25 protein-coding genes, 1 pseudogene and 1 riboswitch are annotated in these 25184 nt (G+C 46.7%); of the genes and pseudogenes, 12 read left to right on the forward strand and 14 right to left on the reverse strand.

All coding sequences use genetic code 11. The features are described 5' to 3' along the window. Positions 1–31 precede the first annotated feature (31 nt). The 5 genes and pseudogenes from ACZ5LF_RS04470 to ACZ5LF_RS04490 form a co-directional block, all read right to left on the reverse strand. Positions 32–514, reverse strand: a complete 483-nt coding sequence (locus tag ACZ5LF_RS04470) for an immunoglobulin-like domain-containing protein (RefSeq protein ID WP_380569281.1) — start codon at positions 512–514, stop codon at positions 32–34. Between the two features lie 119 nt (positions 515–633). Then, positions 634–953: pseudogene (locus ACZ5LF_RS04475) on the reverse strand (four-helix bundle copper-binding protein). A gap of 75 nt (positions 954–1028) precedes the next feature. Then, positions 1029–1814 (reverse strand): class I SAM-dependent methyltransferase, encoded by a 786-nt coding sequence (locus ACZ5LF_RS04480; RefSeq protein WP_380569282.1) that lies wholly within the window; start codon positions 1812–1814, stop codon positions 1029–1031. A 102-nt stretch (positions 1815–1916) separates the two neighbouring features. Next, complete coding sequence (locus tag ACZ5LF_RS04485) at positions 1917–2552, reverse strand: DUF5067 domain-containing protein (protein WP_380569283.1); 636 nt, start codon at positions 2550–2552, stop codon at positions 1917–1919. 192 nt (positions 2553–2744) lie between these two features. Next, positions 2745–3662: a 1,4-dihydroxy-2-naphthoate polyprenyltransferase gene (locus ACZ5LF_RS04490; RefSeq protein WP_380569284.1), complete on the reverse strand. Its 918-nt coding sequence runs from the start codon at positions 3660–3662 to the stop codon at positions 2745–2747. A 120-nt stretch (positions 3663–3782) separates the two neighbouring features. Between ACZ5LF_RS04490 and ACZ5LF_RS04495 the strand changes: the two genes are divergently transcribed. The 5 genes from ACZ5LF_RS04495 to menE are packed head-to-tail and all read left to right on the forward strand — an operon-like array spanning position 3783 to position 9871. Next, entirely contained in the window at positions 3783–5147 is a 1365-nt protein-coding gene (locus ACZ5LF_RS04495; protein ID WP_380569285.1) for an isochorismate synthase, read from the forward strand. Then, positions 5147–6817: a 2-succinyl-5-enolpyruvyl-6-hydroxy-3-cyclohexene-1-carboxylic-acid synthase gene (gene menD, locus ACZ5LF_RS04500; RefSeq protein ID WP_380569286.1), complete on the forward strand. Its 1671-nt coding sequence runs from the start codon at positions 5147–5149 to the stop codon at positions 6815–6817. Before ACZ5LF_RS04495 ends, menD begins: the two co-directional genes overlap by 1 nt. After that, positions 6807–7631, forward strand: a complete 825-nt coding sequence (menH, locus tag ACZ5LF_RS04505) for a 2-succinyl-6-hydroxy-2,4-cyclohexadiene-1-carboxylate synthase (protein ID WP_380569287.1) — start codon at positions 6807–6809, stop codon at positions 7629–7631. The genes menD and menH overlap by 11 nt, the downstream gene beginning before the upstream one ends. Continuing rightward, entirely contained in the window at positions 7594–8415 is an 822-nt protein-coding gene (menB, locus tag ACZ5LF_RS04510; RefSeq protein WP_344702424.1) for a 1,4-dihydroxy-2-naphthoyl-CoA synthase, read from the forward strand. The genes menH and menB overlap by 38 nt, the downstream gene beginning before the upstream one ends. A 52-nt stretch (positions 8416–8467) precedes the next feature. Continuing rightward, positions 8468–9871, forward strand: a complete 1404-nt coding sequence (gene menE / locus ACZ5LF_RS04515; protein ID WP_380569288.1) for an o-succinylbenzoate--CoA ligase — start codon at positions 8468–8470, stop codon at positions 9869–9871. Between the two features lie 44 nt (positions 9872–9915). Here the strand turns inward: menE and yidD are convergent, their stop codons facing one another. Continuing rightward, positions 9916–10158 carry a membrane protein insertion efficiency factor YidD gene (gene yidD, locus ACZ5LF_RS04520; protein ID WP_380569289.1) on the reverse strand — a complete coding sequence of 81 codons (243 nt, stop codon included), beginning with the start codon at positions 10156–10158 and terminating at the stop codon, positions 9916–9918. 94 nt (positions 10159–10252) lie between these two features. Between yidD and ACZ5LF_RS04525 the strand changes: the two genes are divergently transcribed. Next, the gene (locus ACZ5LF_RS04525; protein WP_380569290.1) at positions 10253–10711 is read left to right on the forward strand and encodes an NUDIX domain-containing protein; all 459 of its coding nucleotides are present in this window, start codon (positions 10253–10255) and stop codon (positions 10709–10711) included. Positions 10712–10783: 72 nt separating this feature from the next. On the opposite strand, the gene pckA is transcribed toward ACZ5LF_RS04525, so the two are convergent. Next, positions 10784–12364, reverse strand: a complete 1581-nt coding sequence (gene pckA, locus ACZ5LF_RS04530) for a phosphoenolpyruvate carboxykinase (ATP) (RefSeq protein ID WP_380569291.1) — start codon at positions 12362–12364, stop codon at positions 10784–10786. A 148-nt stretch (positions 12365–12512) separates the two neighbouring features. Next, positions 12513–12616: riboswitch (SAM riboswitch) on the forward strand. A 91-nt stretch (positions 12617–12707) separates the two neighbouring features. On the opposite strand from pckA, the gene metK reads away from it, so the two are divergent. The 3 genes from metK (at position 12708) to ACZ5LF_RS04545 (ending at position 16461) form a co-directional block, all read left to right on the forward strand. Next, positions 12708–13901 (forward strand): methionine adenosyltransferase, encoded by a 1194-nt coding sequence (metK, locus tag ACZ5LF_RS04535; RefSeq protein ID WP_380569292.1) that lies wholly within the window; start codon positions 12708–12710, stop codon positions 13899–13901. Positions 13902–14090: 189 nt separating this feature from the next. Then, the gene (locus ACZ5LF_RS04540; protein ID WP_380569293.1) at positions 14091–14999 is read left to right on the forward strand and encodes a nuclease-related domain-containing protein; all 909 of its coding nucleotides are present in this window, start codon (positions 14091–14093) and stop codon (positions 14997–14999) included. A gap of 82 nt (positions 15000–15081) precedes the next feature. Continuing rightward, positions 15082–16461, forward strand: coding sequence for an NAD-dependent succinate-semialdehyde dehydrogenase (locus ACZ5LF_RS04545; RefSeq protein WP_380569294.1), 1380 nt, complete (start codon positions 15082–15084; stop codon positions 16459–16461). 34 nt (positions 16462–16495) lie between these two features. Here the strand turns inward: ACZ5LF_RS04545 and ACZ5LF_RS04550 are convergent, their stop codons facing one another. Continuing rightward, positions 16496–16855, reverse strand: a complete 360-nt coding sequence (locus tag ACZ5LF_RS04550; RefSeq protein WP_380569295.1) for a fluoride efflux transporter FluC — start codon at positions 16853–16855, stop codon at positions 16496–16498. Continuing rightward, positions 16852–17214, reverse strand: coding sequence for a fluoride efflux transporter FluC (locus ACZ5LF_RS04555; RefSeq protein WP_380569296.1), 363 nt, complete (start codon positions 17212–17214; stop codon positions 16852–16854). Before ACZ5LF_RS04555 ends, ACZ5LF_RS04550 begins: the two co-directional genes overlap by 4 nt. 94 nt (positions 17215–17308) lie before the next feature. Here ACZ5LF_RS04555 and ACZ5LF_RS04560 point away from each other — a divergent pair, with 94 nt between their 5' ends. Then, positions 17309–18727, forward strand: coding sequence for an FAD/NAD(P)-binding protein (locus ACZ5LF_RS04560; protein ID WP_380569297.1), 1419 nt, complete (start codon positions 17309–17311; stop codon positions 18725–18727). Between the two features lie 45 nt (positions 18728–18772). Here ACZ5LF_RS04560 and ACZ5LF_RS04565 read toward each other — a convergent pair whose 3' ends face one another. Beyond that, positions 18773–19762: a proline dehydrogenase family protein gene (locus ACZ5LF_RS04565; RefSeq protein ID WP_380569298.1), complete on the reverse strand. Its 990-nt coding sequence runs from the start codon at positions 19760–19762 to the stop codon at positions 18773–18775. 68 nt (positions 19763–19830) lie between these two features. Then, entirely contained in the window at positions 19831–20331 is a 501-nt protein-coding gene (locus ACZ5LF_RS04570; RefSeq protein WP_380569299.1) for a gamma carbonic anhydrase, read from the reverse strand. An 80-nt stretch (positions 20332–20411) separates the two neighbouring features. Between ACZ5LF_RS04570 and ACZ5LF_RS04575 the strand changes: the two genes are divergently transcribed. Beyond that, complete coding sequence (locus tag ACZ5LF_RS04575) at positions 20412–21212, forward strand: alpha/beta hydrolase (protein WP_380569300.1); 801 nt, start codon at positions 20412–20414, stop codon at positions 21210–21212. A gap of 194 nt (positions 21213–21406) precedes the next feature. Then, complete coding sequence (locus ACZ5LF_RS04580) at positions 21407–22666, forward strand: cytochrome P450 (protein WP_380569301.1); 1260 nt, start codon at positions 21407–21409, stop codon at positions 22664–22666. A gap of 183 nt (positions 22667–22849) precedes the next feature. On the opposite strand, the gene ACZ5LF_RS04585 is transcribed toward ACZ5LF_RS04580, so the two are convergent. From ACZ5LF_RS04585 to mnmL, 3 genes are all read right to left on the reverse strand, one after another. Beyond that, entirely contained in the window at positions 22850–23401 is a 552-nt protein-coding gene (locus ACZ5LF_RS04585; protein ID WP_380569302.1) for a cysteine hydrolase family protein, read from the reverse strand. A 149-nt stretch (positions 23402–23550) separates the two neighbouring features. Then, positions 23551–24114 carry a tRNA 5-(aminomethyl)-2-thiouridylate-methyltransferase MnmM gene (gene mnmM / locus ACZ5LF_RS04590; protein WP_380569303.1) on the reverse strand — a complete coding sequence of 188 codons (564 nt, stop codon included), beginning with the start codon at positions 24112–24114 and terminating at the stop codon, positions 23551–23553. Beyond that, on the reverse strand, positions 24107–25063 hold the full coding sequence (gene mnmL, locus ACZ5LF_RS04595; RefSeq protein ID WP_380569304.1) for a tRNA modification radical SAM protein MnmL/YtqA: 957 nt from the start codon (positions 25061–25063) through the stop codon (positions 24107–24109). Before mnmL ends, mnmM begins: the two co-directional genes overlap by 8 nt. Between the last annotated feature and the right edge of the window lie 121 nt (positions 25064–25184).

A 25184-nucleotide genomic window follows, 5' to 3' on the forward strand; every position in this document is an offset into this window, starting at 1 on the left:
TTCTGCTGGAGGGTTTTCGCTTTTGAAGCAATCAGTCAATGACTTCAAACTCGGCTTCAAGCCAAGTGGTCTCTCCTGTATTCTTATTACTGAACGCTTTGACGATTCTGTATGTACCCTTGTCAAATGTTAGTCCGTAATCATCCATGGCCACCTTAATATCTGCTTTATCTCCTGGGGCAAGTCGACTGCCATAGTTATCGAATGACGTAAAGTCGTCAAAAACGGAGTCCTCTATTTCTAGCATATACCACTCTTTTTCTATATAGAAGAACTCACCATACGTATACACGGCATCCCCAGCATTATGGATGTGAAACGTCAGTGTCCGCATAGGCAGGATATATGTAGTCTTATCGAGGGAAAGTGAAACATTATTTGAAGTGTTGGATAGATTCTGTCTGGGTGAAGGATCCTCCAACAGATCTGATGTAGGCGATGTAATGCAGGAAGCCAGAATTAAGGAGACGGATACCAATAGTAATGTCAGCTTCTTGTAATACCTTTTCTGCATTGGGGCAACCCTCCCGCCGGGCTACAAAATATTTTTGCATCAAACTGTAGGAACCAGAATGCCAAACAATGAAATGAGCTTCATCATGAATGATGAGGCTCATTGGACGGAAATCCGGATTATGCGACTGCTCTGCAGGCTTCAGCACATGCTTCTGCACATCTTTGGCAATGTTCATGATCATGTTTTCCGCATTCTTCGCCACACGCATCACATATTGCGGCGCATACTCCAGCAAGTTCTTTGATGAATGGAGAGTTTCTGGAGATGGCCTGTTCCAGGTATCCACATATGTCGGCGCATTCCCTGTCGAGTCGTATGCATTCCGCCATCATTTTGACATCGTCTTCCTTGAGGCAGGCATCGAAGCAGCGCAGCGGTTGCACTCGGTCATGCATTGATGCAGCGTTTCAAGCAGATGCTGGTATTGCTTTTCCATTGGAAATCTCCTCCTGACAAATAATTTAATACGTTTCATTCTTCCCTCCATGATGAAACGCATACATAAGATATATCATTTGCTGAGATCTATATTGATATAGCCATAATGGAAAAGGCTTGAGGGCCTTCTTTCTTGAAAAAAGCCCAAGTCATGAAACCGGCTGCTCTGCCAATGGTCTTTCATGACGATGCGTTCTCTGGCCACGCGTCTGGCTTCAGTGATGGTATCAAGTGATAAATCTGATTTATCTGTCTGTGCGTGAATGATCTGCATTGCATCTGAAGTTTCGACGGTTTCGGTGAACATCGGATCGAAATAGATGATGTCAAAAGAATTATCTTTCTGCATCTGCAGGAACTCATGGTGTGGGGTGTGTAGTGCTTCTATTCGCGTCATCGCTTTTCTGATTTCTGCGTGTTGCGTGTGAAACCGTTTGAGGCCTTCTGATACAGCCAAGTGGAGGAGGGGGTTGCTTTCAAGCGCGGTGACCCGACCAGCATCACCTACAGCAAGGCTGGCAATCAAACTGTCGGAAGCGAGTCCCATTGTACAGTCGAGTACATGCATGCCAGATTGCAGGCCAGCTGTTTCAATGAAGGGATCGGATCTTCCTCCGAGTATTCTCTTGGCCCTTACCATTGCCATATTGGGATGGAAATGAATCGGCTCCTTCTGAGAAAGTGGATGGATGATGGTTCCACTCCTACTGGCGACCACGACATCTTGATTGTAATGCCTCTTCAGAGTTTCAATCGATCTTTTTGAACGGTCAACGTAGAGGGCATTATATTTATCGGCAAGGGAATATGCGTACAAAACGGTCTCTTCATCTGTTTTGCCGCCTGTAGTTATAATCATTACGGACTCCTTTAGTAAGAATGTATAAAATCACCGGCCCCCAAAATTGTAGATTCTGGGGGCCGGGTCAAATGGCTTAGGCATTTTATATTATTTTACTCATCACTCGGATTTTTCAAGTCCTATCTTATGATCAAGTGGTTCCGACTGCTCATCTGCCATCGGATTCTCACGGCTTTGGAGAACTGTTTCAAGTTCCGGGTCGACCGGTCCATAAGCCAGTACGGCTGTAGCACTCTCTCCGGGTTCGACTGTTTCGGTGGCGGCTGTTGCCTCTTCACTCATTTCGAAATCTTCCGGAAGGCTTGTGGTCATGTTTTCAAGTGTCGATTCACTGCCTTCCGCGACTTGCCTTACAGCAAGATCCAGACCAAACGCTTCTTGTGGCGCAGTCGGTACTTCCGAGTTATTTGTGAATTCAAATTCTATGACTACAACTTCTGAAGGTTGGGCTTCCTCGTCACCTTCTTCAGTCGACTCTTCTTCGCTCTCTTCGGGTTCGATGGTGGATTGGCTGAATTCATTGAAGGTATAGTCCCCATATTCTCCGGAATATGAAACTGTGCCCTCTTCAGATGATCCATTTTCATTTGATCCATCAGAAGCCTCTCCACTTGATTCTTCTCCCGTTGCTTCGTCTTCTGCTTGCCCCTCGTCAGAACTGCCATCATCGCTGCAGGCTCCGAGGAGCAGTACAGCAGAAAGGCCGCCCGTAAGCAGGTAATTTCTTAGACTCATTTCATGTCCCCCTATTAGTTAGATACAGATTAATTATAGTACACTATACAGAATAATCAATAATATTTCGGAAATTGAAATAAATAAATGTGCAACTGAATGTATCCGCATATATCAAGAAACTTAAAAGTACATCTCTAAAGGTGGAAATGTATCGATAAAATAAAAACTCCGGCAGTTAAGCCGGAGTTTTTAGATGCCCGTGAATCCATAAAGGACAAGGCCCAATGTCAATAAGATGCCAAAGATCGAATTTAATTTGCCCATGGCTGCCATCGCCGGAATCAATTCCTGCGGCGTGTCTCCCTGCCACATCAACTTCACAGTCTTGATGAATTGAGGTATGGAGAGGAAGGTGAGCAGCAGGAACAGGGAGCCGTAAGGCTTGAATATCGCTATCCATGCGATGAACAGGTAGGCGAATACCAACAGCGCTCCGGTGGTCACGACGGCCAACGGTTTGCCGACCAATATAACGAAGGTCTTACGGCCACTTTCCTTATCTTTTTTGCGATCCCTTATGTTGTTCGCCATGTTCAGAAGTCCGATTGTAATGGCTACCGGTATCGAGATGAGGAACGGGAAGATGTGCAATATGCCCGTATGGATGTAGAAAGTGATCATGATGATGACGGTACCCATAAAGAAGCCCGCAAACACTTCACCGAACGGTGTCCATGAGATGGGGAACGGGCCGCCGGTGTAAAGGTAGCCGACGGCCATCGATATGATGCCGGCTATGAGCACCCATACCGAGCTGTTGACGGTGATGTATATGCCGATCACTGCGGCAAGGGCATAAAATACGACTGCAATGGTCATGACGATGCGCGGGGACATGCCGTTTCTGACGATGGCACCTGCAATGCCCACCGAATCCTCACTGTCCAGCCCTTTCTTGAAGTCGAAGTACTCGTTGAACATATTGGTTGCCGACTGGATGAGGAGTGTTGCAATCAGCATGGCGAAAAACATATCCCATCTGATCGACGAGAATAGCAATACGCTCGCAGTACCTACAAGCACGGGAATGAAGCCGGCCGTCAGCGTATGTGGCCGCGTCAGGCTTATATATTTCTTCATCCCGGTATGTCTATCTGTTCCCTGCATTTTCTATCTTCCTTTGTATCTATGATGATAACAATTTTATCACAATTAACCTGTTATCATACACAGGGAAATAAATAAATGATAAAATGGTATTAATTATGCAGAAAGAAGTGTGTAGCAATGAATTTGGAAGCTTACCAGCGTATTCTGGATGACCTCAAACTTGATACTGATAAAAAGTACTTGAGTCTGCAAATGCCAATTGACGGATTTGATTTAAATGAGCGGAAGATATTTTCGCATTTCCATGATGCACAAGGGTCCAGATACTGGTTCCGTTCGAAAGATGGCCGCTATGACTCCATAGGCATCGAATTCCAGGAAAGCATAAAGCGGGATAAGTATTCGGCGGAAGTCCTTGAGGAGCAGAAGACATCTCTATTTGCAAAGATCCAGCAAGTGGCTGTGAAGGATGGGATGGCTTCTTCTTTAGGTCTGTTCGGAGGTACACGCTTTGATGATAAGGACACGACAGACGAATGGAACGATTTCGGCATGGTGGAATTCCATCTGCCGAAGTGGCAGTTTGACTTGGCGAATAGTGAGTTGTTCTATACGGTAAGGACAGACGAAGCGGATCTTGATGAGATCCTTATAGATATCAGTGACAAGCTGAAGGAGATTGGAGCCATTACTCCAGAACCAGCTCAGGCGCCCGAAGTCCATATGATGAAAGATATCTTCCCGGAGGAGTGGAAGACGTTGGTGGATGAGGCGCTTGGAGTCCTGGACGACACCGACTTCAGGAAAATTGTACTCGCCAGGCAGAGATTGCTGACATTCAAGGCGCAGGCCGATCCGCTCTATCTCTTGGATAGGTTGAATGATGAATCGGGCACTTATACGATATATTACGAAAAGGGCCAGTCGATCTTCATCTCCAAATCCCCGGAGAAGCTTTTTGACATCAAAGATGGCGTGCTCCGTACTAATGCGATTGCCGGTTCGGCAGAGCGTACGGGTGTAGAAGCGACAGATGAGCAGCAGAAGGCATTCCTGCTGAATGATGAGAAGAACCGTTACGAGCATGAACTGGTCCGGGAATCGATCGTCCAGAGTCTGCAGCCATATACAGAGGATATTGAATTTGCTGAAGGGCCGGACATCCTGTCAAATAGGTATATCTACCACCTCCACACACCAATCAGTGCAAAACTTGCTGAAGGGGCGAGTTTATTTGCACTGCTTGATGCAATTCATCCGACCCCTGCTGTCGGCGGGATGCCGAAAGATAAGGCGCGGGATTACATCATGGAAAATGAATACGGTACACGGGGATTATATGCGGCACCGCTGGGTATGATCCATGAAAATGACGACAGCGAATTTGTCGTTTCCATAAGGTCGATGCTCCTTAATTCGAAAAGTGCCACCCTTTTTGCGGGCTGTGGCATAGTCAGAGGGTCTTCCAGTGAGAAGGAGCACGAGGAGACCCGGGTTAAATTCACCCCGATGCTGAATGTGTTGGGGGTGGAACCTGAGTGATGGCTAAAGATCATAAAGACAATATGACATATCAAGTCTTTACCCTGATTGACCTGCTGTATGCTCATGGCGTCAGCGAATGCGTCATCAGCCCAGGCTCGCGCTCGACACCTCTCTCCATCGCAGCAGAAATGCATCCGGGCATGAAGACGCATGTCCATCCGGACGAACGGAGCGCGGCTTTTTTTGCGCTTGGAATCGCCAAATATTCAAATGAACCTGTGGTCTTAATCTGTACGTCGGGTACAGCGGCTGCGAACTATACGCCGGCGATCGCAGAAGCGGGCCTCAGCCATGTGCCGCTCGTTGCCTTGACGGCAGATCGACCACATGAGCTGAGGGATGTCGGAGCACCACAGTCGATCAGTCAGGAAGATATGTATCGCAACTATACGAAATATTATACGGAGTTGCCGATTGCTGACGGGCATTTGAGCGGTCAGAACTTATTGGAAGCCAAAGTACTCCAGGGGGCCCAATACTTTTACGGTGCCAATCGGGGACCTGTTCATATCAATGTGCCCATCCGCGAGCCATTGATGCCTGATTTGACGCGAACAGACCTCTTTTTCAGGAGTAGATCGGAAACTCCTGCCCAGATTACAGAAGCAGTGCCCAGCTACACGTTTAAAGGAAGTGGCCTCGTCTTCATCGGGGAGACCATCGAAGCGCTCGAAGGTCTTGTACCGTTGATGGAGAACAAAGGGCTGACGGTCATCACTGATCCGAGGCAACATATAAGAATGAAGGCAGCGACAGTCACACACCATGATCTCCTGTTCGGCAGCCTTTCTGAAGAGCAGAAGGCGTGGCTTGATGATGAAGTCGACTTCATTATCAGAATCGGCGATCCATTCACTTCAAAAGCACTCAACACCTTCTTGTCCCAGACATCCATCCCCCAATATCTGATCAGTGAGCATCAACAGTTGAAGACTTATCCGAAAGCGCCGGAAAAGGTGTTTGTCGGTTCGATCGGACACATATTCCGGTCTATGGATTTTGAAGGGGGAAGCTCCATCGTCAAAGGATGGTTCACCGAAATCGATGCTGCAATACGCGATTATATTACAGCGCAGATCCCGGATTATAGGGATGAAGGCAGATTCATGTACGAGATGCTTGAACGATTGCCGGAGGACCGCACACTGTTCGTTTCAAGCAGCATGCCGATACGGGATGTTGAACGGTATGATGTAGGCAATCACCACAAAATCTTGTCCAACAGGGGTGCCAACGGTATAGATGGGGTCGTCTCGACTGCTTTAGGCGTGGCTACAAAGACACCGGTCACTCTGATCATCGGTGATATCGCCCTTTACCATGATATGAACGGATTGCTCATATCAAAACTTGAATCGATCGACATCAACATCATCGTCTTCAACAACAACGGCGGAGGCATCTTCGGCTTCTTGCCCCAAAAGCAGGAAGCCACCCACTATGAACGCCTCTTCGGTACGCCGATCGACATCGATTTCTCACACGCTGCCGCCATGTATGGTTTTAACTACCGATTGGTGGAGGCAGCAGATGCAATCACTGAAGATGATATGTCGGCAGCGGGCCGAAATATCATGGAAATCAGGACGGATAGAGATGCAAACGTGGAGAGTCACCAACAACTGCGGTTCGAGGTGCAGGAGATGATTCAATCCTATGGAGCTTAATTATCATTTTGAAGATAATGGTCAAACAGAAACTATAGTAATCCTGCACGGTTTCCTATCAGATAAGTCGAGCATGGCAACAACAGCGGCCGAGCTCGATGGCATCCGCAACGTCATCACTGTAGACTTGCCAGGTTTCGGACAATCAAAGAGTACGGGGCGAGACTACGGTATAGAAACAATCGCAGATGCTTTGGCTGCGATGCTTGAGTCACTCACAATTACACGGGCCGATGTCTACGGCTATTCGATGGGTGGGCGTGTGGCGCTGTCATTCGCAATCAACCACCCGGATCATGTGAATCGGCTGATACTGGAGAGCAGTTCACCTGGCATAGCTTCCGAAGAAGAGCGGGCTATGCGCCGGCAGGTGGATCAAACCCGTGCTGATGAAATATTACGGGATTATCCTGCCTTTATCTCACAATGGGAAACGCTGCCGCTCTTTTCGACCCAAGCAGCAATGCCCCGTGATCAGCAAGCCAGACAGCGTGAAAACCGGTTGGCCCAAAAACCGGAGGAAGTGGCTGACAGCCTGCTGAAGTATGGGACCGGGGTGCAACCTTCCTACTGGACAAAATTATCCCAGCTCCACATGCCGATTCTTTTGGCGGTGGGTGGTGAAGACCAGAAGTTCATTGACATCAATACTCGCATGGCTCTGCATATGCCTGATGCCCGACTGGAGATTATAGAGGGGGCAGGACATAATATTCATATGGAAGCAGGGCCGAAGTTTGGTATACTACTATTAGACTATTTATCAGGAGGAATGAATGATGGCAAGAGAATGGCAAACGATTCGCGAATATGAAGAAATTAAATATGAATATTATAATGGCATCGCTAAAGTGACAATCAATCGTCCTGAAGTACGCAACGCTTTTACACCGCTGACAGTAAATGAAATGATTGATGCATTCACCAGAGCACGGGACGACGAAAAAATCGGCGTCATCGTGTTGGCAGGGGAAGGCGATATGGCATTCTGTTCAGGCGGTGACCAGAAAGTACGCGGACATGGTGGTTATGTAGGGGAAGACAACGTTCCAAGATTGAACGTACTCGACCTGCAACGGCTCATCCGGGTCATTCCGAAGCCGGTAGTGGCGATGGTTTCAGGCTACGCAATCGGTGGCGGACATGTTCTGCATGTGGTGTGCGACCTGACAATTGCAGCAGATAATGCACGCTTTGGCCAGACAGGACCGAAAGTCGGTTCATTTGATGCCGGTTACGGTTCCGGTTACCTTGCACGCATCGTTGGTCATAAGAAAGCGAGAGAAATCTGGTACCTGTGCCGTCAGTACGATGCCCAAGAAGCTCTCGACATGGGACTCGTCAATACTGTAGTACCGCTTGAACAGCTGGAAGACGAAACAGTGCAGTGGTGTCAGGAAATGCTCGAGCACTCTCCAACGGCACTACGCCTGCTGAAAGCTGGAATGAATGCTGACACAGACGGTCTGGCAGGCATTCAACAGATGGCTGGGGATGCGACGTTACTTTATTACACTACTGATGAAGCAAAAGAAGGACGCGAAGCATTCAAAGAGAAAAGAAAACCTGATTTCGGACAATTCCCGAGGTTCCCATAAGAATCGTAAAGCCCATCATATGATGGGCTTTCTTTTGAGAGGTGAGACGTTTATGTATGAATGGCTGAAAGTACAGGCAGAGCAGCAGCCTGACAAGACTGCAGTAGTCTACGAAGATCAGCATTTAAGCTTCAAAAGTCTCTACAAAGAGGCTTTGAAACTGAGCAGACACCTGAAGAGGCTCGACCGTAACCGATTGGGGCTTTATATCGGTAATACGCTGGAAGCGGTCGTTCTAGTACATGCTTCAATGATTGCAGGAATCGAAATCGTCCTGATCAATACTCGGCTGACAGCACGTGAAATTACAGTACAGCTTGGCGACATTGACGTGGACACGGTCATAACAACAAAGCCTTTGGAGCTGGAAGGGCACCGTCTATATGATCTCACTGATTTATATGAACTGGAGCCCCTCAGTTATAATGTCGATCCCCCAACCGGAGGAACGACATTATCCATTATGTTCACCTCAGGTACTACAGGTCGGGCGAAAGCCGTACCCCAAAGCTACAGGAATCATTTCACTTCTGCCAAGGGGTGTGAACAGCGGTTCGGCTATGGGCATGCAAGCATCTGGATGAATGTCAATCCGATCTATCACATATCGGGTTTTTCAATCCTTATGCGCTCCGTCATCGCAGGATGTCCGATGGTGTTGGTCGGCAAGTTTGACGAAGCGCGCATCTGGCAGAAGGTTGTCGAATATGGCGTAACACACACGAGCATGGTTCCGATAATGCTTAAGAGATTGATGGCACATCCTATTCCTGACCATAACCTTGAAGGCGTATTGCTCGGTGGGGCAGGCGTAACCAGGGAAGTATTGAAAGAGGCATTATCAAAAGGCCTCCCGGTCTACAACTCTTTTGGCATGACGGAAACATGTTCGCAGATCGTCTCGATCGGACCCGGCGATCCGAAAATCCTGGAAGGCACTGCAGGGCGGGCACTGGATAATGTGGAAGTGGCAATCGACCATGCCAACGATGGAGAAATACTGGTCAAGGGCGGCCCTGTCATAGGACATTACCTGAACGCAGATATCGAAATCACTGAAAAGTTCTTCAGGACAGGTGATATGGGGTATTTGGATGAAGAAGGTTACCTTTATATTCTTGATCGGCGTAAAGACCTGATCATCAGCGGTGGGGAGAACATCTATCCGAAAGAAATAGAAGATGCCGCAAACGCATATGAAAAAGTTGCGAATTCCGCTGTAGTGAAACGTCAGGATGATGAATGGGGCGAAGTACCCGTTCTGATGATAGAAGCAGTGCCAGGGGAGACGATAGATGAGAGGACTCTGATTTTACACCTAAAGGCAAGGTTAGCCCGCTACAAGTTACCGAAAGACATAAAAGTGGTTGAAAATATTATAATGACCTCGACGGGCAAGGTTTCGAGGGGGCAAAACCAGCAATTTTATGATCAAAGTGAAAGCCGCAAGCAATAAAAAAGCATGGCCTCAAAGCCTGCCTCATAGGTAGGGTTTCAAGGTCATGCTGATTTATTTTTTTCTTTTTTCTCTTTTGCAGGTACCGGATCAAAGCCGCCTTCATGGAATGGGTGGCATTTAAGTATCCGCCTGACAGCCAGGTACCCGCCTTTTATAGCACCATGTTCCTGCACGGCGTCGATGCTGTAGTTCGAACAGGTCGGATAGAATCTGCAGCTTGGTGGAAACATCGGGGAGATGGCCTTCTGGTAAAAACGAATCATGGATAGAAGGATTGATTTCATTGAGTATCACCGCTCTTTTATTTATAACTTCCATAATATAAGGTACACTGGATTTAATCAAATTTAAGACTCAAATCGATTTGGAGAGGATGCAATGCTGGAATTTATAGATCATCATGGGCGCAACGTCACTTTTGACCCAGAGAGTGTGGAGGATGCAGACCATGTGCTGGCAATCTGCAAGATGGATGGAAAATATCTGTTCACAGAACATAAGGTCCGTGGTATCGAATTTCCGGGCGGTAAGTTGGAAGACCGTGAGACTCTCCGGGAAGCATTGCAACGGGAAGTGTTCGAAGAGACCGGCGCGAGCCTCTCAGAGCTCAAATATATGGGCGCGTACACTGTACATGACAGCCGTCCATTCAAAAAAGGAGTCTATTTCGGAATCGTCGATGACCTTTTCTTCAAATGTGAATACATGGAGACTTATGGACCTGTCGTCTATCCTTCGATAGAGGCAGTGCCGGAAGAAAAGCGGAGTTTCCTGCTTGATGACCCGTGCATCCAATTCATATATGAGTTGAGCAGAACTGATGTTTTTTTCAGTTGAGCATCCCAGATGATAAACAAAAGATCAGGTCGCACTGCGACCTGATCTTTTGTTATGGCACAAGCAGATTCATCACACTGTGAATCCGCCGTTTTGTGCGATATGTTCGGAATCTTTACCGAACTTTTTGAAGTTCTCGATGAATGATTCCTTCAGTTGCTTCGCTTTTTCATCATATGCTTCTTCGGATACCCAAGTATTGCGTGGGTTCAATATCTCATTCGGCACACCTGGCACTGAAACTGGTATGCTCAATCCAAAGACGGAATCCTCTTCAAAATCATTGAGGACAAGCTCTCCACTGATGGCACGCCTTACCATGGAACGCGTATATTTGAGATCCATACGCTTACCGACACCGTATTCCCCTCCGGACCAGCCGGTGTTTACGAGATAGACATCGACGTTATGCTTATCGATGAGATCACCCAACATATTCGCGTAAGTTGTCGCATGAAGCGGCAGGAATGGAGAACCAAAGCATGTAGAGAAGACAGGTTGCGGAGAAGTGACACCGCGCTCTGTGCCTGCAAGCTTGGAAGTGAAGCCGCTCAGGAAATGATACATGGCTTGTGATTTAGTCAGCTTCGAGATGGGAGGCAACACACCGAATGCATCAGCGGTCAGGAAAATGATCGTATTCGGGTGACCAGCCACTGAAGGGATGCGTGCATTGTCGATGTAATCGAGAGGATAGGCTGCACGAGTATTTTCAGTCAACGCGTTATCGTCATAGTCCGGAGTGCCGTCTTTATCAACCACCACGTTTTCCAGAACCGTCCCGAAGCGGATTGCCTGGTAGATTTCCGGTTCCTTTTCAGCGGACAGGTTGATCGTTTTGGCATAGCAGCCACCTTCGATATTGAACACGCCATTTTCATTCCATCCGTGCTCATCGTCACCAATCAGTTCGCGCTGTGCATCTGCAGACAAGGTCGTCTTTCCAGTGCCCGAAAGGCCGAAGAACAGTGCGACATCCTTATTCTCACCGACGTTGGCAGAGCAGTGCATGCTCATGATCCCTTGTTCCGGGAGCAGATAGTTCATGACGGAGAAGATGGATTTCTTCATTTCACCAGCGTATTCCGTCCCCCCGATGAGTACGATGCCTTTTTCAAGGGAAACGATGATGAACGTTTCCGATTTAGTACCATCGACTTCAGGGTCGGCCTTGAATGTCGGGGCGGATACGATGGTGAATTCAGGGTTGATGTTAAGAGCTTCTTCCTTCGTTTCCGGTCTGATGAACATGGTGCGGGCAAACATATTGTGCCAGCTGTATTCATTTATTACTCTAAGGTCAAGGCTGGTTGCCTCATCAGCGCCTGCGTGCCCGTTGAAGATAAAGAGTTCTTCCTTGTTATCGAGATAGTCGACGACTTTCGCAAAAAGGTTGTTGAATACCTCTTCGGAAATTGGCTGGTTGACTTCTCCCCAATCAACCTTGTCCCTGGAAGTGTCATCTTCGACGATGAAGCGGTCCTTAGGACTTCTGCCGGTATATTTCCCGGTTTCGGCACGCAAAGCACCCGTATTGGTCAGTTTCCCCTCTCCTCTCTCCAAAGATTTTTCAACAAGTTGGGAAGTGGAGAGTTGGATATGTGCCGCATCCTTCGACACGAGATTCTGAATTAACTCGGAATGGTTTACCATTGTTTATGCCCCCGTTTTATAGATTATACATAGATGATGCTTTTCATGAATTAGTATAACACATTCATAATTGAGGTGACATAATAAATATCAAACAAGAATAGCTTGATTTGAAACCTCTCATCTAGTATATTATAGGGTAAGTTATCTCTTATCAAGAGCCGGTGGAGGGAACATACCCGATGAAGCCCAGCAACCTCTTTACTGAAGAAAGGTGCTAAAGGATGCAGAAGTGATTCTGATCGATAAGGGGAAGAGCGGAGCCTTTTCTCGTCTTATGGAGAAAAAGGCTCTATTTTTTTGCAGTGGGAGATAGCTAATATACTTAAAGGAGATAAAGTTAATGGCAGAGCGTAGACTTTTCACTTCGGAATCTGTTACTGAAGGTCATCCCGACAAGATTGCAGACCAGATTTCCGATGCGATACTTGATGAGATACTGAAAGGGGATAAAGATGCCAGGGTGGCCTGCGAGACGGTGGTCAATACCGGTATGGCACTGATTGTTGGAGAGATAAGTACAAACACTTATGTAGATATCCCTAAAATTGTCAGGAAGACGGTCAAAGATATCGGTTACATCCGTGCCAAATACGGTTACGACTACAAGACTATGTCGGTATTGACGGGGATTGATGAACAGTCTGAAGATATCGCGCAAGGTGTTGATGACGCTTTTGAAACGCGGGATTCGGCAACCATTTCAACAGGGGCAGGCGATCAGGGGCTGATGTTTGGTTTTGCATGCGATGAGACAGAAGAGCTCATGCCTCTGCCAATAGCGTTGGCACATCAGCTTGCCAGGCGGTTGACGGAGGTGCGGAAGGAAGAGATCATCGACTATCTGCGGCCGGATGGCAAGACTCAGGTGACTGTGGAGTACGACGAAGAGAATAATGTAAAGAGAATAGATACCATCGTCATCTCCTCACAACATCATGAAGAAGTGGAGACGGAAAAGATCCGCGAAGATCTCATCAACCACGTCATCCGAGAAGTTGTGCCTGAAGAACTGCTTGATGCGGACACGCGCTATATCATCAACCCGACGGGCCGTTTCGTCATCGGAGGCCCCCAAGGTGATGCAGGATTGACTGGACGCAAGATCATCGTCGACACATACGGAGGATATGCCCGCCATGGTGGAGGCGCATTCAGCGGTAAAGACCCGACTAAAGTCGACCGTTCTGCAGCCTATGCTGCTCGCTATATCGCAAAAAACATCGTGGCGGCGAAAGTTGCTGCAAAATGTGAAATTCAGCTGGCTTACGCGATAGGGGTCAGCGAGCCGGTCTCGATTTCAGTCGATACGTTTGGAACATCTGAATATAGTGAATCGGCTATCGTAGCGGTTATAAGGAAGCAATTCAACTTGTCGCCTGACGGCATCATAGATATGCTCGACCTAAAGCGCCCGATATATAAAGCGACGGCGAGCTATGGCCATTTCGGCCGTAACGACGCGGAATTCCCATGGGAGAAGATTGATAAAGCCACTGCCATAAAGACGGAACTTGAGAGCGTCACGATGAAATAAATGGATAGCTCCCTTAGAAACAGGGGGCTATCTTACATAAGTACGCTAATCCGGTATATTTATATGCAGATGCATTATTTTCCTTGAAAAGCTCGCTTTTCCCATGTAAAGATATATCATTTCCGGTATAATGAACGGAGTCTTAATTAAGACGGGAAAGTCAAACAGGAAAGGAATTGAGGAAAGTCCATGAATACAGATATTTTTACCAATCCGATATTCATCGTGGTGGCAATTCTGCTTCTTATCGTTGCAATTGCGTTCCTGGTCTATTATTTCAGGAATAGAGGCAAAGTGAAAACGCTCCAGGAGGAGTATGATAAAGAGAAGGACGCCCTAGTCGAAAAATATGAGGCTGATAATGCAGCCGAGCGCCAGGAACATGAAGAGAAATTGTCGTCAATCAATGAGAAATATCACGAAGAAACGACATTGCTCAACAATAAACTTTCAAGCCTGCGCCAGTTTACCGTAGACAAGGGAGAGTACTTGACCGATTTGTCACTCCTACAGCTGAAGGACCGCCTTGTGGCAGATGAAAAGATCAGGGAGACGGATATGTACATACTCTCCAATGTGTATCTGCCTTCACGCAATTACACGAACACCCGTAAAATCGATCATCTGGTACTTACGCGGACGGGCATCTATTTGATCGACTCCAAATATTGGAGTGGGCATATACTGCATGGTGTCAATGAAGAGAATTTTGAACAGTTGCCTTATGTAGAACATTTCTTTGACCTTCTGGATATTGACAAGGCAAAAGAACAGACGTTGATATTCGAAAAGGGAAATGAGCAGAATGTGGCAGTCAACCATTATAATGAAACGATCGAAGAAACTAAAATCTCTGCTGAAAAACTCAAGAATATCTTCAAGCTCCAGTACGACGTTGTGCCGATCATCTACTTCAACCCTGAAGACAACGGCAACTATTCCATCGCGAACTACTCCAATGACCCTTCCATAAAAGTATTGGTGGGCGAGGAGGAACTTGAGAATTTCTTCATGAAATATGTCTTCCACGGCCGGTTCCAGTATACGGTTAAAGACCTGGATGAAATTGCAGAAGCGATATTCCAACTGAATCCATAAGCGAAACTTTTGTTTTGATGGACTGAAAGCCTTATAATTTTCTTATAAGGCTTTTATTCTATTTAATGGGAGGCAATCATTTATGTCTGAAGAAATCATTGTACTGAACCCTGCAACAGGTCAGGAAATCGACAGGGTGAAAAAAGAGAGTAAAGCAGATATTGACAAGAAAATTGAAAAAGCGCATGAAACATTCAAAAAGTTCAAGAAAAAGAATCCTCATGACCGCAGTGCACTACTTACAGAGTGGTCCAAGCTGATAGGTGAACACAAAGAGGAAATCGCTGAATTGATAACAAAAGAGAATGGTAAGCCGCTACAGGAATCACGCGGTGAGGTCGACTATGCACGCAGTTATGTCGATTATTATGCTGAAGAGGCAAAACGTGTATATGGCCGCACCATACCACCGCACGAAGATGATGTGCGCATGGTAGTGACCAAACAGCCGATTGGCGTCGTCGCTGCCATTACGCCATGGAACTTCCCGATTGCGATGATGGCCCGCAAAGCAGCACCTGCAGTTGCAGCTGGCTGTACTTTCCTGGTTAAACCTGCAAGTGCAACCCCATTATCTGCAATGAAATTCCTTGATCTGGCATTGGAAGCAGGATTCGATGAAGGTGTCGTCCAATACGTTACCGCCTCTGGTAAAGATGCCGGTGAGGCTTTCACAGAGTCTGATAAAGTAATGAAAATAACATTCACAGGCTCCACCGCTGTCGGAAAGTCATTGATGGAAGGTGCTGCCTCAACAGTCAAGAACATCACCATGGAATTGGGCGGACATGCCCCTCTGGTCGTCCACAAGGATGCGGACATTGATATGGCCGTCGAGCAGGCGATTGCCTCCAAATTCAGAAACTCCGGACAGACATGCGTATGTGCCAACCGCTTCTATGTCCATGAAGATATTGCCGACGCTTTCAGCAAAAAATTTGCAGATGCTTCGAAGAAGCTGAAGATGGGCAACGGTCTTGATGAAGACGTCGCAATAGGACCGATGATCAACGAAGATGGCTACGATAAGGTAATGCGACACATCAACGATGCCGAGGAGAAAGGTGGTAAGATCCTAACGGGCGGTAAGGGTTCAAAGGATGAAGGATACTTCATCGAACCGACAGTAATCACCGGTGCCACTGATGAAATGGTCATCATGAATGAAGAGACGTTCGGACCGGTGGCGCCAATCCAGACATTCTCCACTTTGGATGAAGCCATTGAAAAAGCAAATGATACCGAGTATGGTCTGGCAGCTTATTTCTTCACAGAAAGTTACCGCGATGGCATCAAGCTCCAGGAAGGTCTTGATTTCGGTGTGTTGGGCTGGAACAATGGTAAACCGAGTGCAGCACAGATTCCATTTGGCGGACTCAAAGAAAGCGGGATGGGGCGTGAAGGCGGCCCTGAAGGCATCGAACCGTATCTCGAAACGAAAATCACATCCATGCGCGTTTAAAGCAAAAAGTCCGTCCCATGCCGGGGCGGACTTTTTATGATGGAGAGGAAACGTAAAGGCCGAGTAGAAGGGCCAGGAAGGGCACGGTAAACATCAAAAGCGAATATGCGATGAAAGATTTATAGCGCCTTTGTTCATATAACTTCAATTGATCGAGGGTGAACGATGAATACGTGGTGAATCCACCCAGGAATCCTGTAACCATTATTAAATAGAGTGTACTGCCTATACTCAGGAACATGATGACGACCCCCATCAGAAAAGAGCCGACTGAATTGATGATGAGGGTTCCGACGGGAAAGGCGAGACTCTGCAGCTTCGGGCGTGTGGATATATAACTTCTCAATGAAGCCCCAAGAGCGGCACCAATGCCGAGGAATATTATTTTAATCATGAGGCACCTCCTGATTTCATGCCGAGAAATGCAAGCATGAATCCACCAAACAAATTGATGGCCAGATAAATGGAAAGTGCCAGGAGGTCTCCAACCTCCACCAGCATATAATTTTCATAGGTGAGCAGGGAAAATGTTGTAAAGCTGCCAAGGAGGCCCGTAATCAAAAAGTCATGCCACAATGGATTGCGCGCCACCAATTTCTGGAAGATGAAGCCTATGCCGAAGGCGCCAAGAAGGTTGACGACCAATGTCGCAGTAAAGAAAAAGGGTGTCACTGCAGCCAAAGACAAAGCAATCGCATACCTTGAAACAGCTCCAATCATGGCGCCACATGAAATGATAATATACTTTTTCATATACCCGACCTCCTTAACACAAGAAAGAAAATGCAAAATCTTTCATATACCTATATAATGTACCATAAGTAAAGAAGGAAGAGAGTGTGGGTGTATGAAGCAGACTAAAGTGGCGATTATAGGTGGGGGCGTAACAGGGGTATCCATGTTAAGCCATCTTGTGCACGATGAACGATTCACTAGCGGGATTACGGTTGATATATATGATAACGCGTATACGATGGGCAGGGGCCAGGCTTATCAGGAAGATAATGAGCATCTGCTCATCAATGTCCCTGCTGACGAAATGTCTCTTGGGGAGAGCCATCCGGATTACAAAAGTTGGCTTAAACCAGAAAATGGGCAAGAGCTGTATACCAGCCGTCAACAATTTGGGGATTATGTTAAAGACCAGTTGGAGACGATTGCGTCTACACACGAAGAGGTCCACTTGAGATATGCGAAAGTCGACGGAATCGAATATGATTCCAGCAGTGGGAAATTCACACTTTCCATAGATGAGGAGGAAGTGTTATACGACCGCGTCTTTCTGACCATCGGACAGCTCAGGTACGGCGACCCCTATAACCTTAAGGGGAGTCAGGGCTTCCTTTATGACCCGTATCCCCTCTCAAGGAAACTCGCAGACATTGAAGATGACAACATCGGAATCCTTGGTGCAGGTCTTTCGGCAATTGATTGTGTGCGTTATTTGATTTTAGATAAGCAAGTGAAAAAAGTATCCCTGTTTTCCCGCAGTGGTGACATGCCTTCTGTCAGGGGAGAGCGGGCAGAAATCATACTACGGCATTTTACTGAAGAAAGCTTGAGAGATAGGATCCAGAATGACGAAATAGCGCTCACAGATATCATTGCACTGTTCAAAGAGGAATTGGCGCATCAGAACATCGATGAATCGCTGTTTTTCCGCCGTACAGGCAACACCCTGCAGGACTTGAATTATGACCTTGAACATCAAGAGACAGTAGGACGGCTGCAGTACCTCATCATCAAAGTCAACCCGATATTCAGTGATGTCTATCAGTACCTCTCCCGCAACGACAAAAAAGCCTTTCTTGAAAAGTATCATCATTTGATTGAAGAGAACCATTCGCCCATGCCTGCTGAGGTAGCGCGATTGCTGGTGCAATGGGGTGATGAAGGTCGGCTGCATATCATAGACGGTACAGAACACATAAAAAAAGAAGATGGATTCACCATCCTGACTAAAGAGGGTGGGGAATACCGAGTAGACACATTGATCAATGCCACAGGGCCTGTCAAGGATGTGCGCAGAGGGGATTCGGAAATCATCCAATCGTTGATGAACCATATGATCATAGCACCAAGTGAGTTCGGTGGCATCATGGTGGATGCAAGCAGGCATGTCATCAGTCCGAAGGTCGGTACGGTTCGAGGCATGTATGCACTCGGTGCTTTGACGATAGGGTCGGATTATCTTTCGAACTCTGTCCAGTTGCTCCAAAAGAATGCGCAAAAACTGATTAATAGGTTTTATGAAGATATATATTAAAAGAAGGGGTGCGGCTGCACCCCTTCTTTGATTGCGTTTCACAAACTATTTTCTGTTGAAGAATTTCAGTGCCACTGCACCAAGTGCCAGGGCACCTACTGCTTTTACTCCAGTCTGGAACATCGGATCTTTTGTTACGGATTTGACGATAAGGTTGAGGTTCTGTGGACGCTCGGCCAGACGTCTCATGAAGTAGGCATACCAGTCATTGCCAAACGGAATGTAGATGCAGACATTATATCCGCGCTCAACAAGCTCTTTTTGGAGTTCTTTCCTGAAACCGAACAACATCTGGAATTCGAAGCGGTCATTTGGAATATCATTCTCCTTGATGAAGTCAATTGATTTCTCGATGATGTTATGATCATGGGTGGCGATTGAGGTAAAACCGTCTCCTTTGGTCAGGTGGAGTCTGATGAGCAGCTCGAATGCTTTATCGATGTCTTCCTTTTCTTGGAGAGCAACTGCAGGCGCCTCCTTGTAGGCCCCTTTGACAAGACGGATTCTCCTATCCTTATATTTATAGACGTCATTCTTCGCATCGAAGAGGTAGGACTGCAAAACAGTACCGATATTATCATAACGTTCCATCAGATGATCGATGACACGTACGGTATCTTCATATGATGCATAGTTTTCCATATCGATATTGACGAACATATTATGTTTTTTTGCGGCATCCATTATCTCCGTAATATTCTCTATACAGAAATCATAGTCTATATTGAGCCCGATCTGGCTGAGTTTGATGGAAGCTGACGCATCCACACCGTTCTCGCCGATGGCGTTGATCATGTTTAAGATGATATCCTTTTCATGTATCGCATCAGAACGTCTCGTTACGAATTCTCCAAGGTTGTCGAACGACACGCTCATACCTTGTGAATTAAGATCTTTGATGCGTTCGATCGTGTCATCGACGGTGATGCCGCCTACGACCTTGTTTGCACCGAATCTCAGTCCCATCTTTTTTGTTGCATCATTCAAAACCTGATTCTCTGATAGTTTGATGAAGACATCCCTAAGTAGTGGCATAGTGTACCTCCTGAATTTTATCTTTATATTATCATAAGTGAATCTCGAGTTAGAAGAAACATATAGTGTCATTTGTAATGCGGGATATGATTTACATATGTTTCGTTTATTCTTTGCATCTCTTCTATATCTTCTTCCGTCAGTTTCCTTACCACTTTTGCCGGCCGTCCAAACGCCAATGTACCTGGCGGGATTTCCGTCCCGGGAGTGACGAGGCTCCCGGCACCGATGAAAGCCCCTTCCCCGATGACAGCCCCGTCCAGTATTGTGGAATCCATTCCAATCAAAGCATGTCTTTTGATTGTACAGCTGTGCAACGTAGTTTTGTGGCCCACGGTGACATGATCTTCTATCGTCAAGGGCATATCTGGTGTTTCATGGAGGATCGAGAGATCCTGGATGTTGGTGTGGCTGCCTATCCTGATCGGGGCGACGTCTCCCCGCAGTATGGCACCAAACCACACAGAAGAATGTGCGCCCAGCACCACGTCACCGATGACGGTGGCATCAGGGGCGATAAAAGCGCTTTCATCAATTTCAGGCGTATATCCCTTATAGTCCAATATCATTTCATATTTCCTTTCTTCCAAGTATTGTTATAATAAGTTTATCATATAAGAATGAATTTAAGTATGTTAGGAGCTTTGTAATGTGGAAGTGGGAAACTGATAAACGGCCGAAAGGGGTCGTCCTCGTCATACACGATATGATGGAGCATCATGATTATTATGCCGGACTGATCGCGCAGCTCAGAAACGACGGCTACCATGTGGTCACGGGTGATCTGCCGGGCCATGGCCAGACGACACGGATGAATAAAGGGCACATATCCGACTTCGCCCAATATCTGGATAGAGTGAAGGAATGGCATGAGGTGGCATGGGCCTATCGACTGCCAACATTCATACTTGGTCAAGGCCTCGGAGGACTGATTGCGATTGAAGTGCTGAGACGCAATATGATCAGGGCAGACGGGTTGATTGTGCTGAATCCGCTGCTCGCATTCAAGCAGTCATTCATCAACCGCAAAAATACCATCCGCTCGAGCATCAGAATGGGAAGTGACACCCATCGATTCGACCCTGGCCTCGAACCTGGGTATTTTACAACAGACAAAAAATACCTGGATTTATACGAGAATGATGAGCTGCTGGTGCGTAAAGTGAGTCACCATTGGTACCGTACTGTCATCAACCAGATGAAGGATACCTCTGAGTATATCGATGATATGCCGGATATTCCCATACTGGCCATTACAAGCAAAGAAAATGACATCATTGAAAAGTCGCTGACGGTTAAAACGTTAAAGGACATAAATACAAGCGAGATGACCTTGCTGGCGCTGGACAATATCCAGCACAGTGTGTTCCAAAGAGATGACATTACAGACCCCTACCATTACCTGGCCCGTTTCCTCGATGACCAGCTGTTCCGGATTGGTATACTGTAACTTCCGGGTATCTTCATCTTTTCCATTACTGTAATTTCATAAAATGACTATCCAGAACGCTGGCGGATCAAGGAGTTCGCTGCCACTCACGAGGGGTAATCAAAGGTATCTGCATGCATTTCCTTTGATTTCGCTTACATCAATTGTTATCATTATGGTGTAGGAGTTAAAAAAAAGTAATAGGAGAATGAACATTGAAACAGGTACCAGAGACAAAAATCAAATTGACCGAAGTCAAAGAGCTGATGGATAAAGGATATGGCCTTTTAGGGGAACTTCGGCAGGATGTAGGAGCCCCGGTAGTAAAGGCAGAACTTTTGAATGAAGAGATGATAATCACATACGGGGAAGAAGCGGCACGCAAATTCTACGACCCGAAAAACTTCAAAAGGGGCGGCGCAATGCCGACTCCCATCCTGAAAACATTATTTGGAGAAGACGGTGTCCAGACACTCGACGGTGAAGCGCATCACCATCGCAAAAACTACTTCATGGATCTGATGGCACCTGAGCGCATGGAGGACTACCGGAAGATATTGGATAAGAACCTGACGTTGGAACTCGACAAGCAGCACGGAGAATTCGAGTTGTTCGACCTGGCCAACAGAGTGTTGTTCAATTCCATTGCCGAGTGGTCGGGCATAAATCTGGAGCGGTATGATGATAAGACACTTGAAGAGTTGGCAAAGAACCAGATTTCCATGATCAGTGGTGCTGTCACATCTCCTAAAGACCATATAAAGGGAGTCTCAGACCGCAATGAATCGGAAAAGTGGGCCCGAGGATTGATAGAAGAAGCCCGCGCCCACCCGGTGGAAGGCAAGGAACATCTTGCGTTGTATACATTTGCCCAGGCAACCGATCTGGATGGCAATCTGTTGCCTGTGGAAGTGGCTGCTGTTGAACTACTGAATATCATCAGACCGACAGTCGCCTTAACAGTCTGGGTGGCACTGATGGGTCATGCTTTGTTCTCGGATGATAAGATCCGCCCAACATTAAAGGAAAACTTTGAAACCCTGCAGGATCCATTCATCCAGGAAATGCGCCGCTACTATCCATTTTTCCCGATGCTGCCAGCGATTGCAGTGCGTGATGTGGAGATCGACGGTTATGAAATACCTGAAGGCAGTTGGGTAGTGCTTGACCTCTACGGCAGCAATCATGATGCGAGAACGATTGCACACCCGGAAGAATTTGATATCACCCGATATAAAGATAAGGCAACTTCACTTTCATACGAAGAAGAATATGAAATGATTGCCCAAGGGGGCGGGGAGTTCAGGGAGATGCACCGCTGCGCCGGGGAGTGGATTACCCTCCACAGCATGAGGATATTCTCCGACCACCTGGTCAATAGATATGAGTTTTCCGTACCGGAACAAGACTGGACCATCCCCCTCAATCAATTTCCGACTTATCCCAACAGCCGTGCATTGCTGTTCAAAGATTGATGAAAAAGTCTCTTCGAGACTTTTTTCGTTTAGATTATGTTCAAGGCATCAGCAGTTTGGAAAACATGTTGCATATGAATATACTGATCGGTAGTGCCTGATCAATGAAAAAATCCTTCAGCCCATACTAATGGACTGAAGGATTTTTTAGACCGACATCTGGATGTACTTTCATTTGAACCGTCAAAACGCTTCAATAATATCAGTTTCAGTAGCCGGGGTGACATTCGCAAACATTGAGCGGTTGATGATCCTTAAGGAAGCTTCGTGATCTTCATCCACCTCCGACGCCACACAATCACCCGGCACCCATAGGTTAAATTCCCGCATATATGCCTCAGAGGAAGTGAATAGCACACACATATCTCCAGAAAGACCTGTCAGAATAAGGTTCTCCACTTCCAATTTCCTAAGGAGTATATCCAACTGTGTGCCAAAGAAAGCAGAGTGTTTCGGTTTGATGAGGAAGTAATCCTTCTCTTCTGGAAGGAGCTGTTCAATGACTTCCTTACCGATGCCCTTTTTGCATTCCTCTATCAAGCTGTTCATATCTTCATGCCACAGGCCGAAGTTGTCGTTTGCATATATGACGGGAATATCATTTTCCTTGGCCTGCCGCTTCAATTCACGCAGCGGTTCTATGATTCCCCGGGCGTTCTCAAGCAAGTTCTCGCTGCCTTCAAAATCCATCTTATTTATGATGTCTATCATAATTAGAGCTGTTTTGCCTTCCATATCCATCTTCCTTTCCGAGTTGAATCTTCCAAAGTGATGAAAGAATATTTAATTTGAATATATATACCCGGATGGGACTGAAGATAACATTAAAGCTGGCGGTTTCCAATTATTGGACATCGCCCCTTGATAAAATGGAAAATCAGCTGTCAAGGCATGCTGATCTTTTCCACACATAGCAGGAAAGGGGCATCATTCTTCTGGTTGATGAATTGGTACTTGAGGACCTGGGCTTCCTTTTGGGACCAGTGTGATAGGGAAGCGAGCAGTTTATCGCGCTCTATTTTCCCGGACGGGTGTCCATGGTAGACCACTATGATGATCCTCCCTCCGACAGTGAGACGGTTGAATATTTCGCTTAGGGCGACGGAGGTGGATTCATAGACGGTAGTGATTTCTTTATCCCCTTTCGGCAAGTAGCCGAGATTGAACATTGCCGCACGGATTGGTGTGCCCTCTGGTATATAGCGTCCAAGATTTGCATGCGAGTCCAATATGAATTCTATATTGTTGTGGGATTGGCATAAGTCTTTGGCGTTTGCGAGCGCCTGGGCTTGGATATCGAAACTGAACACTGTGCCGTCTGATCCGACGGCATCTGCCAGAAATTTCGTATCATGGCCATTCCCGCATGTGGCGTCGATGACAATATCGCCAGGCTCTATAACTTCTTCTGATAAAAGCTTCGCTTGGGGCAGTATTCGTCTAAACATCGACTCTCTCCTTCTTTTCATATTTCAGTCCCTGATGCGTATCCCTCACCTTCAACTCCTCGTCTATGCTATTAAGCACATTCCATTTATCTGTACTCCACATCGGTCCGATCATCTGGTCGATCGGTCCATCCCCGGTGATGCGATGGATGATCATTTCTTCAGGAAGCACCTCAATCTGGTCGCACACCAGATTGACATAACCCTCTTGGGTCATGAATTCGAGCAACCCCTTTTGATATTGTTTGACCATCGGCGTGCCATGTAGCAGGTGGAGCAGGTGGATTTTGATGCCTTGCACATCCATGTCGGCCACTGCTCCAGCGGTTTCCATCATCATTTGATAATCTTCGCCAGGGAGGCCATTTATGATATGGCTGCAGACATTGATGTTGTGACGCCTGAGCTTATCGACCCCTTCACGATAACACTGCATATCGTGGGCGCGGTTGATCAGCTTCGAAGTACTTTCATGAATTGTCTGGAGACCGAGCTCGACCCAAAGATAAGCCCGCTCGTTGAGTTCGGCTAAGTATTCGACAACCTCCTCAGGAAGACAGTCGGGGCGCGTGCCGATCGACAATCCAATGACACCTTCAATTTCAAGTGCCGCTTCAAATTTTTCGCGTAGCACTTCGAGCGGTGCATGGGTGTTGGTGAAAGACTGAAAATAGGCGATGTATTTACCATGCTTCCATTTTTGTGACTGCATTTTGGATCTGACCTTTTCAAATTGGACTGGTATCGGATCGACCCTGTCCCCGGCGAAGTCACCGCTGCCGGCGACGGAACAGAAGGTACATCCACCGTAGGCTACGGTACCGTCCCTGTTTGGACAGTCAAAACCAGCATCTAGTGCGACCTTGAATATTTTTTCATTGAATTTATTTTTAAGATGATAATTCAAAGTGTGGTAGCGTTTATCATCAAAACTGTACTTAAAATCCATTGTTTATCCACCTCTTATCCTGACATATTGAGAAGTGTACCATATGTCGGGGGCGGTTTTACCGGGTTTTCATAGATATAGAGGGGAATGCAAAGTTTATCATGAGGCGTAGATGAGGTAT

The sequence above is a fragment of the Salinicoccus siamensis genome (genome assembly GCF_055391965.1).

Bases quoted from the DNA above. Each gene is read 5' to 3' on its own strand.
- ACZ5LF_RS04470 (WP_380569281.1), bottom strand. From the start codon at position 514: ATGCAGAAAAGGTATTACAAGAAGCTGACATTACTATTGGTATCCGTC.
- ACZ5LF_RS04480 (WP_380569282.1), bottom strand. From the start codon at position 1,814: ATGATTATAACTACAGGCGGCAAAACAGATGAAGAGACCGTTTTGTAC.
- ACZ5LF_RS04485 (WP_380569283.1), bottom strand. From the start codon at position 2,552: ATGAGTCTAAGAAATTACCTGCTTACGGGCGGCCTTTCTGCTGTACTG.
- ACZ5LF_RS04490 (WP_380569284.1), bottom strand. From the start codon at position 3,662: ATGCAGGGAACAGATAGACATACCGGGATGAAGAAATATATAAGCCTG.
- ACZ5LF_RS04495 (WP_380569285.1), top strand. From the start codon at position 3,783: ATGAATTTGGAAGCTTACCAGCGTATTCTGGATGACCTCAAACTTGAT.
- menD (WP_380569286.1), top strand. From the start codon at position 5,147: ATGGCTAAAGATCATAAAGACAATATGACATATCAAGTCTTTACCCTG.
- menH (WP_380569287.1), top strand. From the start codon at position 6,807: ATGGAGCTTAATTATCATTTTGAAGATAATGGTCAAACAGAAACTATA.
- menB (WP_344702424.1), top strand. From the start codon at position 7,594: ATGATGGCAAGAGAATGGCAAACGATTCGCGAATATGAAGAAATTAAA.
- menE (WP_380569288.1), top strand. From the start codon at position 8,468: ATGTATGAATGGCTGAAAGTACAGGCAGAGCAGCAGCCTGACAAGACT.
- yidD (WP_380569289.1), bottom strand. From the start codon at position 10,158: ATGAAATCAATCCTTCTATCCATGATTCGTTTTTACCAGAAGGCCATC.
- ACZ5LF_RS04525 (WP_380569290.1), top strand. From the start codon at position 10,253: ATGCTGGAATTTATAGATCATCATGGGCGCAACGTCACTTTTGACCCA.
- pckA (WP_380569291.1), bottom strand. From the start codon at position 12,364: ATGGTAAACCATTCCGAGTTAATTCAGAATCTCGTGTCGAAGGATGCG.
- metK (WP_380569292.1), top strand. From the start codon at position 12,708: ATGGCAGAGCGTAGACTTTTCACTTCGGAATCTGTTACTGAAGGTCAT.
- ACZ5LF_RS04540 (WP_380569293.1), top strand. From the start codon at position 14,091: ATGAATACAGATATTTTTACCAATCCGATATTCATCGTGGTGGCAATT.
- ACZ5LF_RS04545 (WP_380569294.1), top strand. From the start codon at position 15,082: ATGTCTGAAGAAATCATTGTACTGAACCCTGCAACAGGTCAGGAAATC.
- ACZ5LF_RS04550 (WP_380569295.1), bottom strand. From the start codon at position 16,855: ATGATTAAAATAATATTCCTCGGCATTGGTGCCGCTCTTGGGGCTTCA.
- ACZ5LF_RS04555 (WP_380569296.1), bottom strand. From the start codon at position 17,214: ATGAAAAAGTATATTATCATTTCATGTGGCGCCATGATTGGAGCTGTT.
- ACZ5LF_RS04560 (WP_380569297.1), top strand. From the start codon at position 17,309: ATGAAGCAGACTAAAGTGGCGATTATAGGTGGGGGCGTAACAGGGGTA.
- ACZ5LF_RS04565 (WP_380569298.1), bottom strand. From the start codon at position 19,762: ATGCCACTACTTAGGGATGTCTTCATCAAACTATCAGAGAATCAGGTT.
- ACZ5LF_RS04570 (WP_380569299.1), bottom strand. From the start codon at position 20,331: ATGATATTGGACTATAAGGGATATACGCCTGAAATTGATGAAAGCGCT.
- ACZ5LF_RS04575 (WP_380569300.1), top strand. From the start codon at position 20,412: ATGTGGAAGTGGGAAACTGATAAACGGCCGAAAGGGGTCGTCCTCGTC.
- ACZ5LF_RS04585 (WP_380569302.1), bottom strand. From the start codon at position 23,401: ATGGAAGGCAAAACAGCTCTAATTATGATAGACATCATAAATAAGATG.
- mnmM (WP_380569303.1), bottom strand. From the start codon at position 24,114: ATGTTTAGACGAATACTGCCCCAAGCGAAGCTTTTATCAGAAGAAGTT.
- mnmL (WP_380569304.1), bottom strand. From the start codon at position 25,063: ATGGATTTTAAGTACAGTTTTGATGATAAACGCTACCACACTTTGAAT.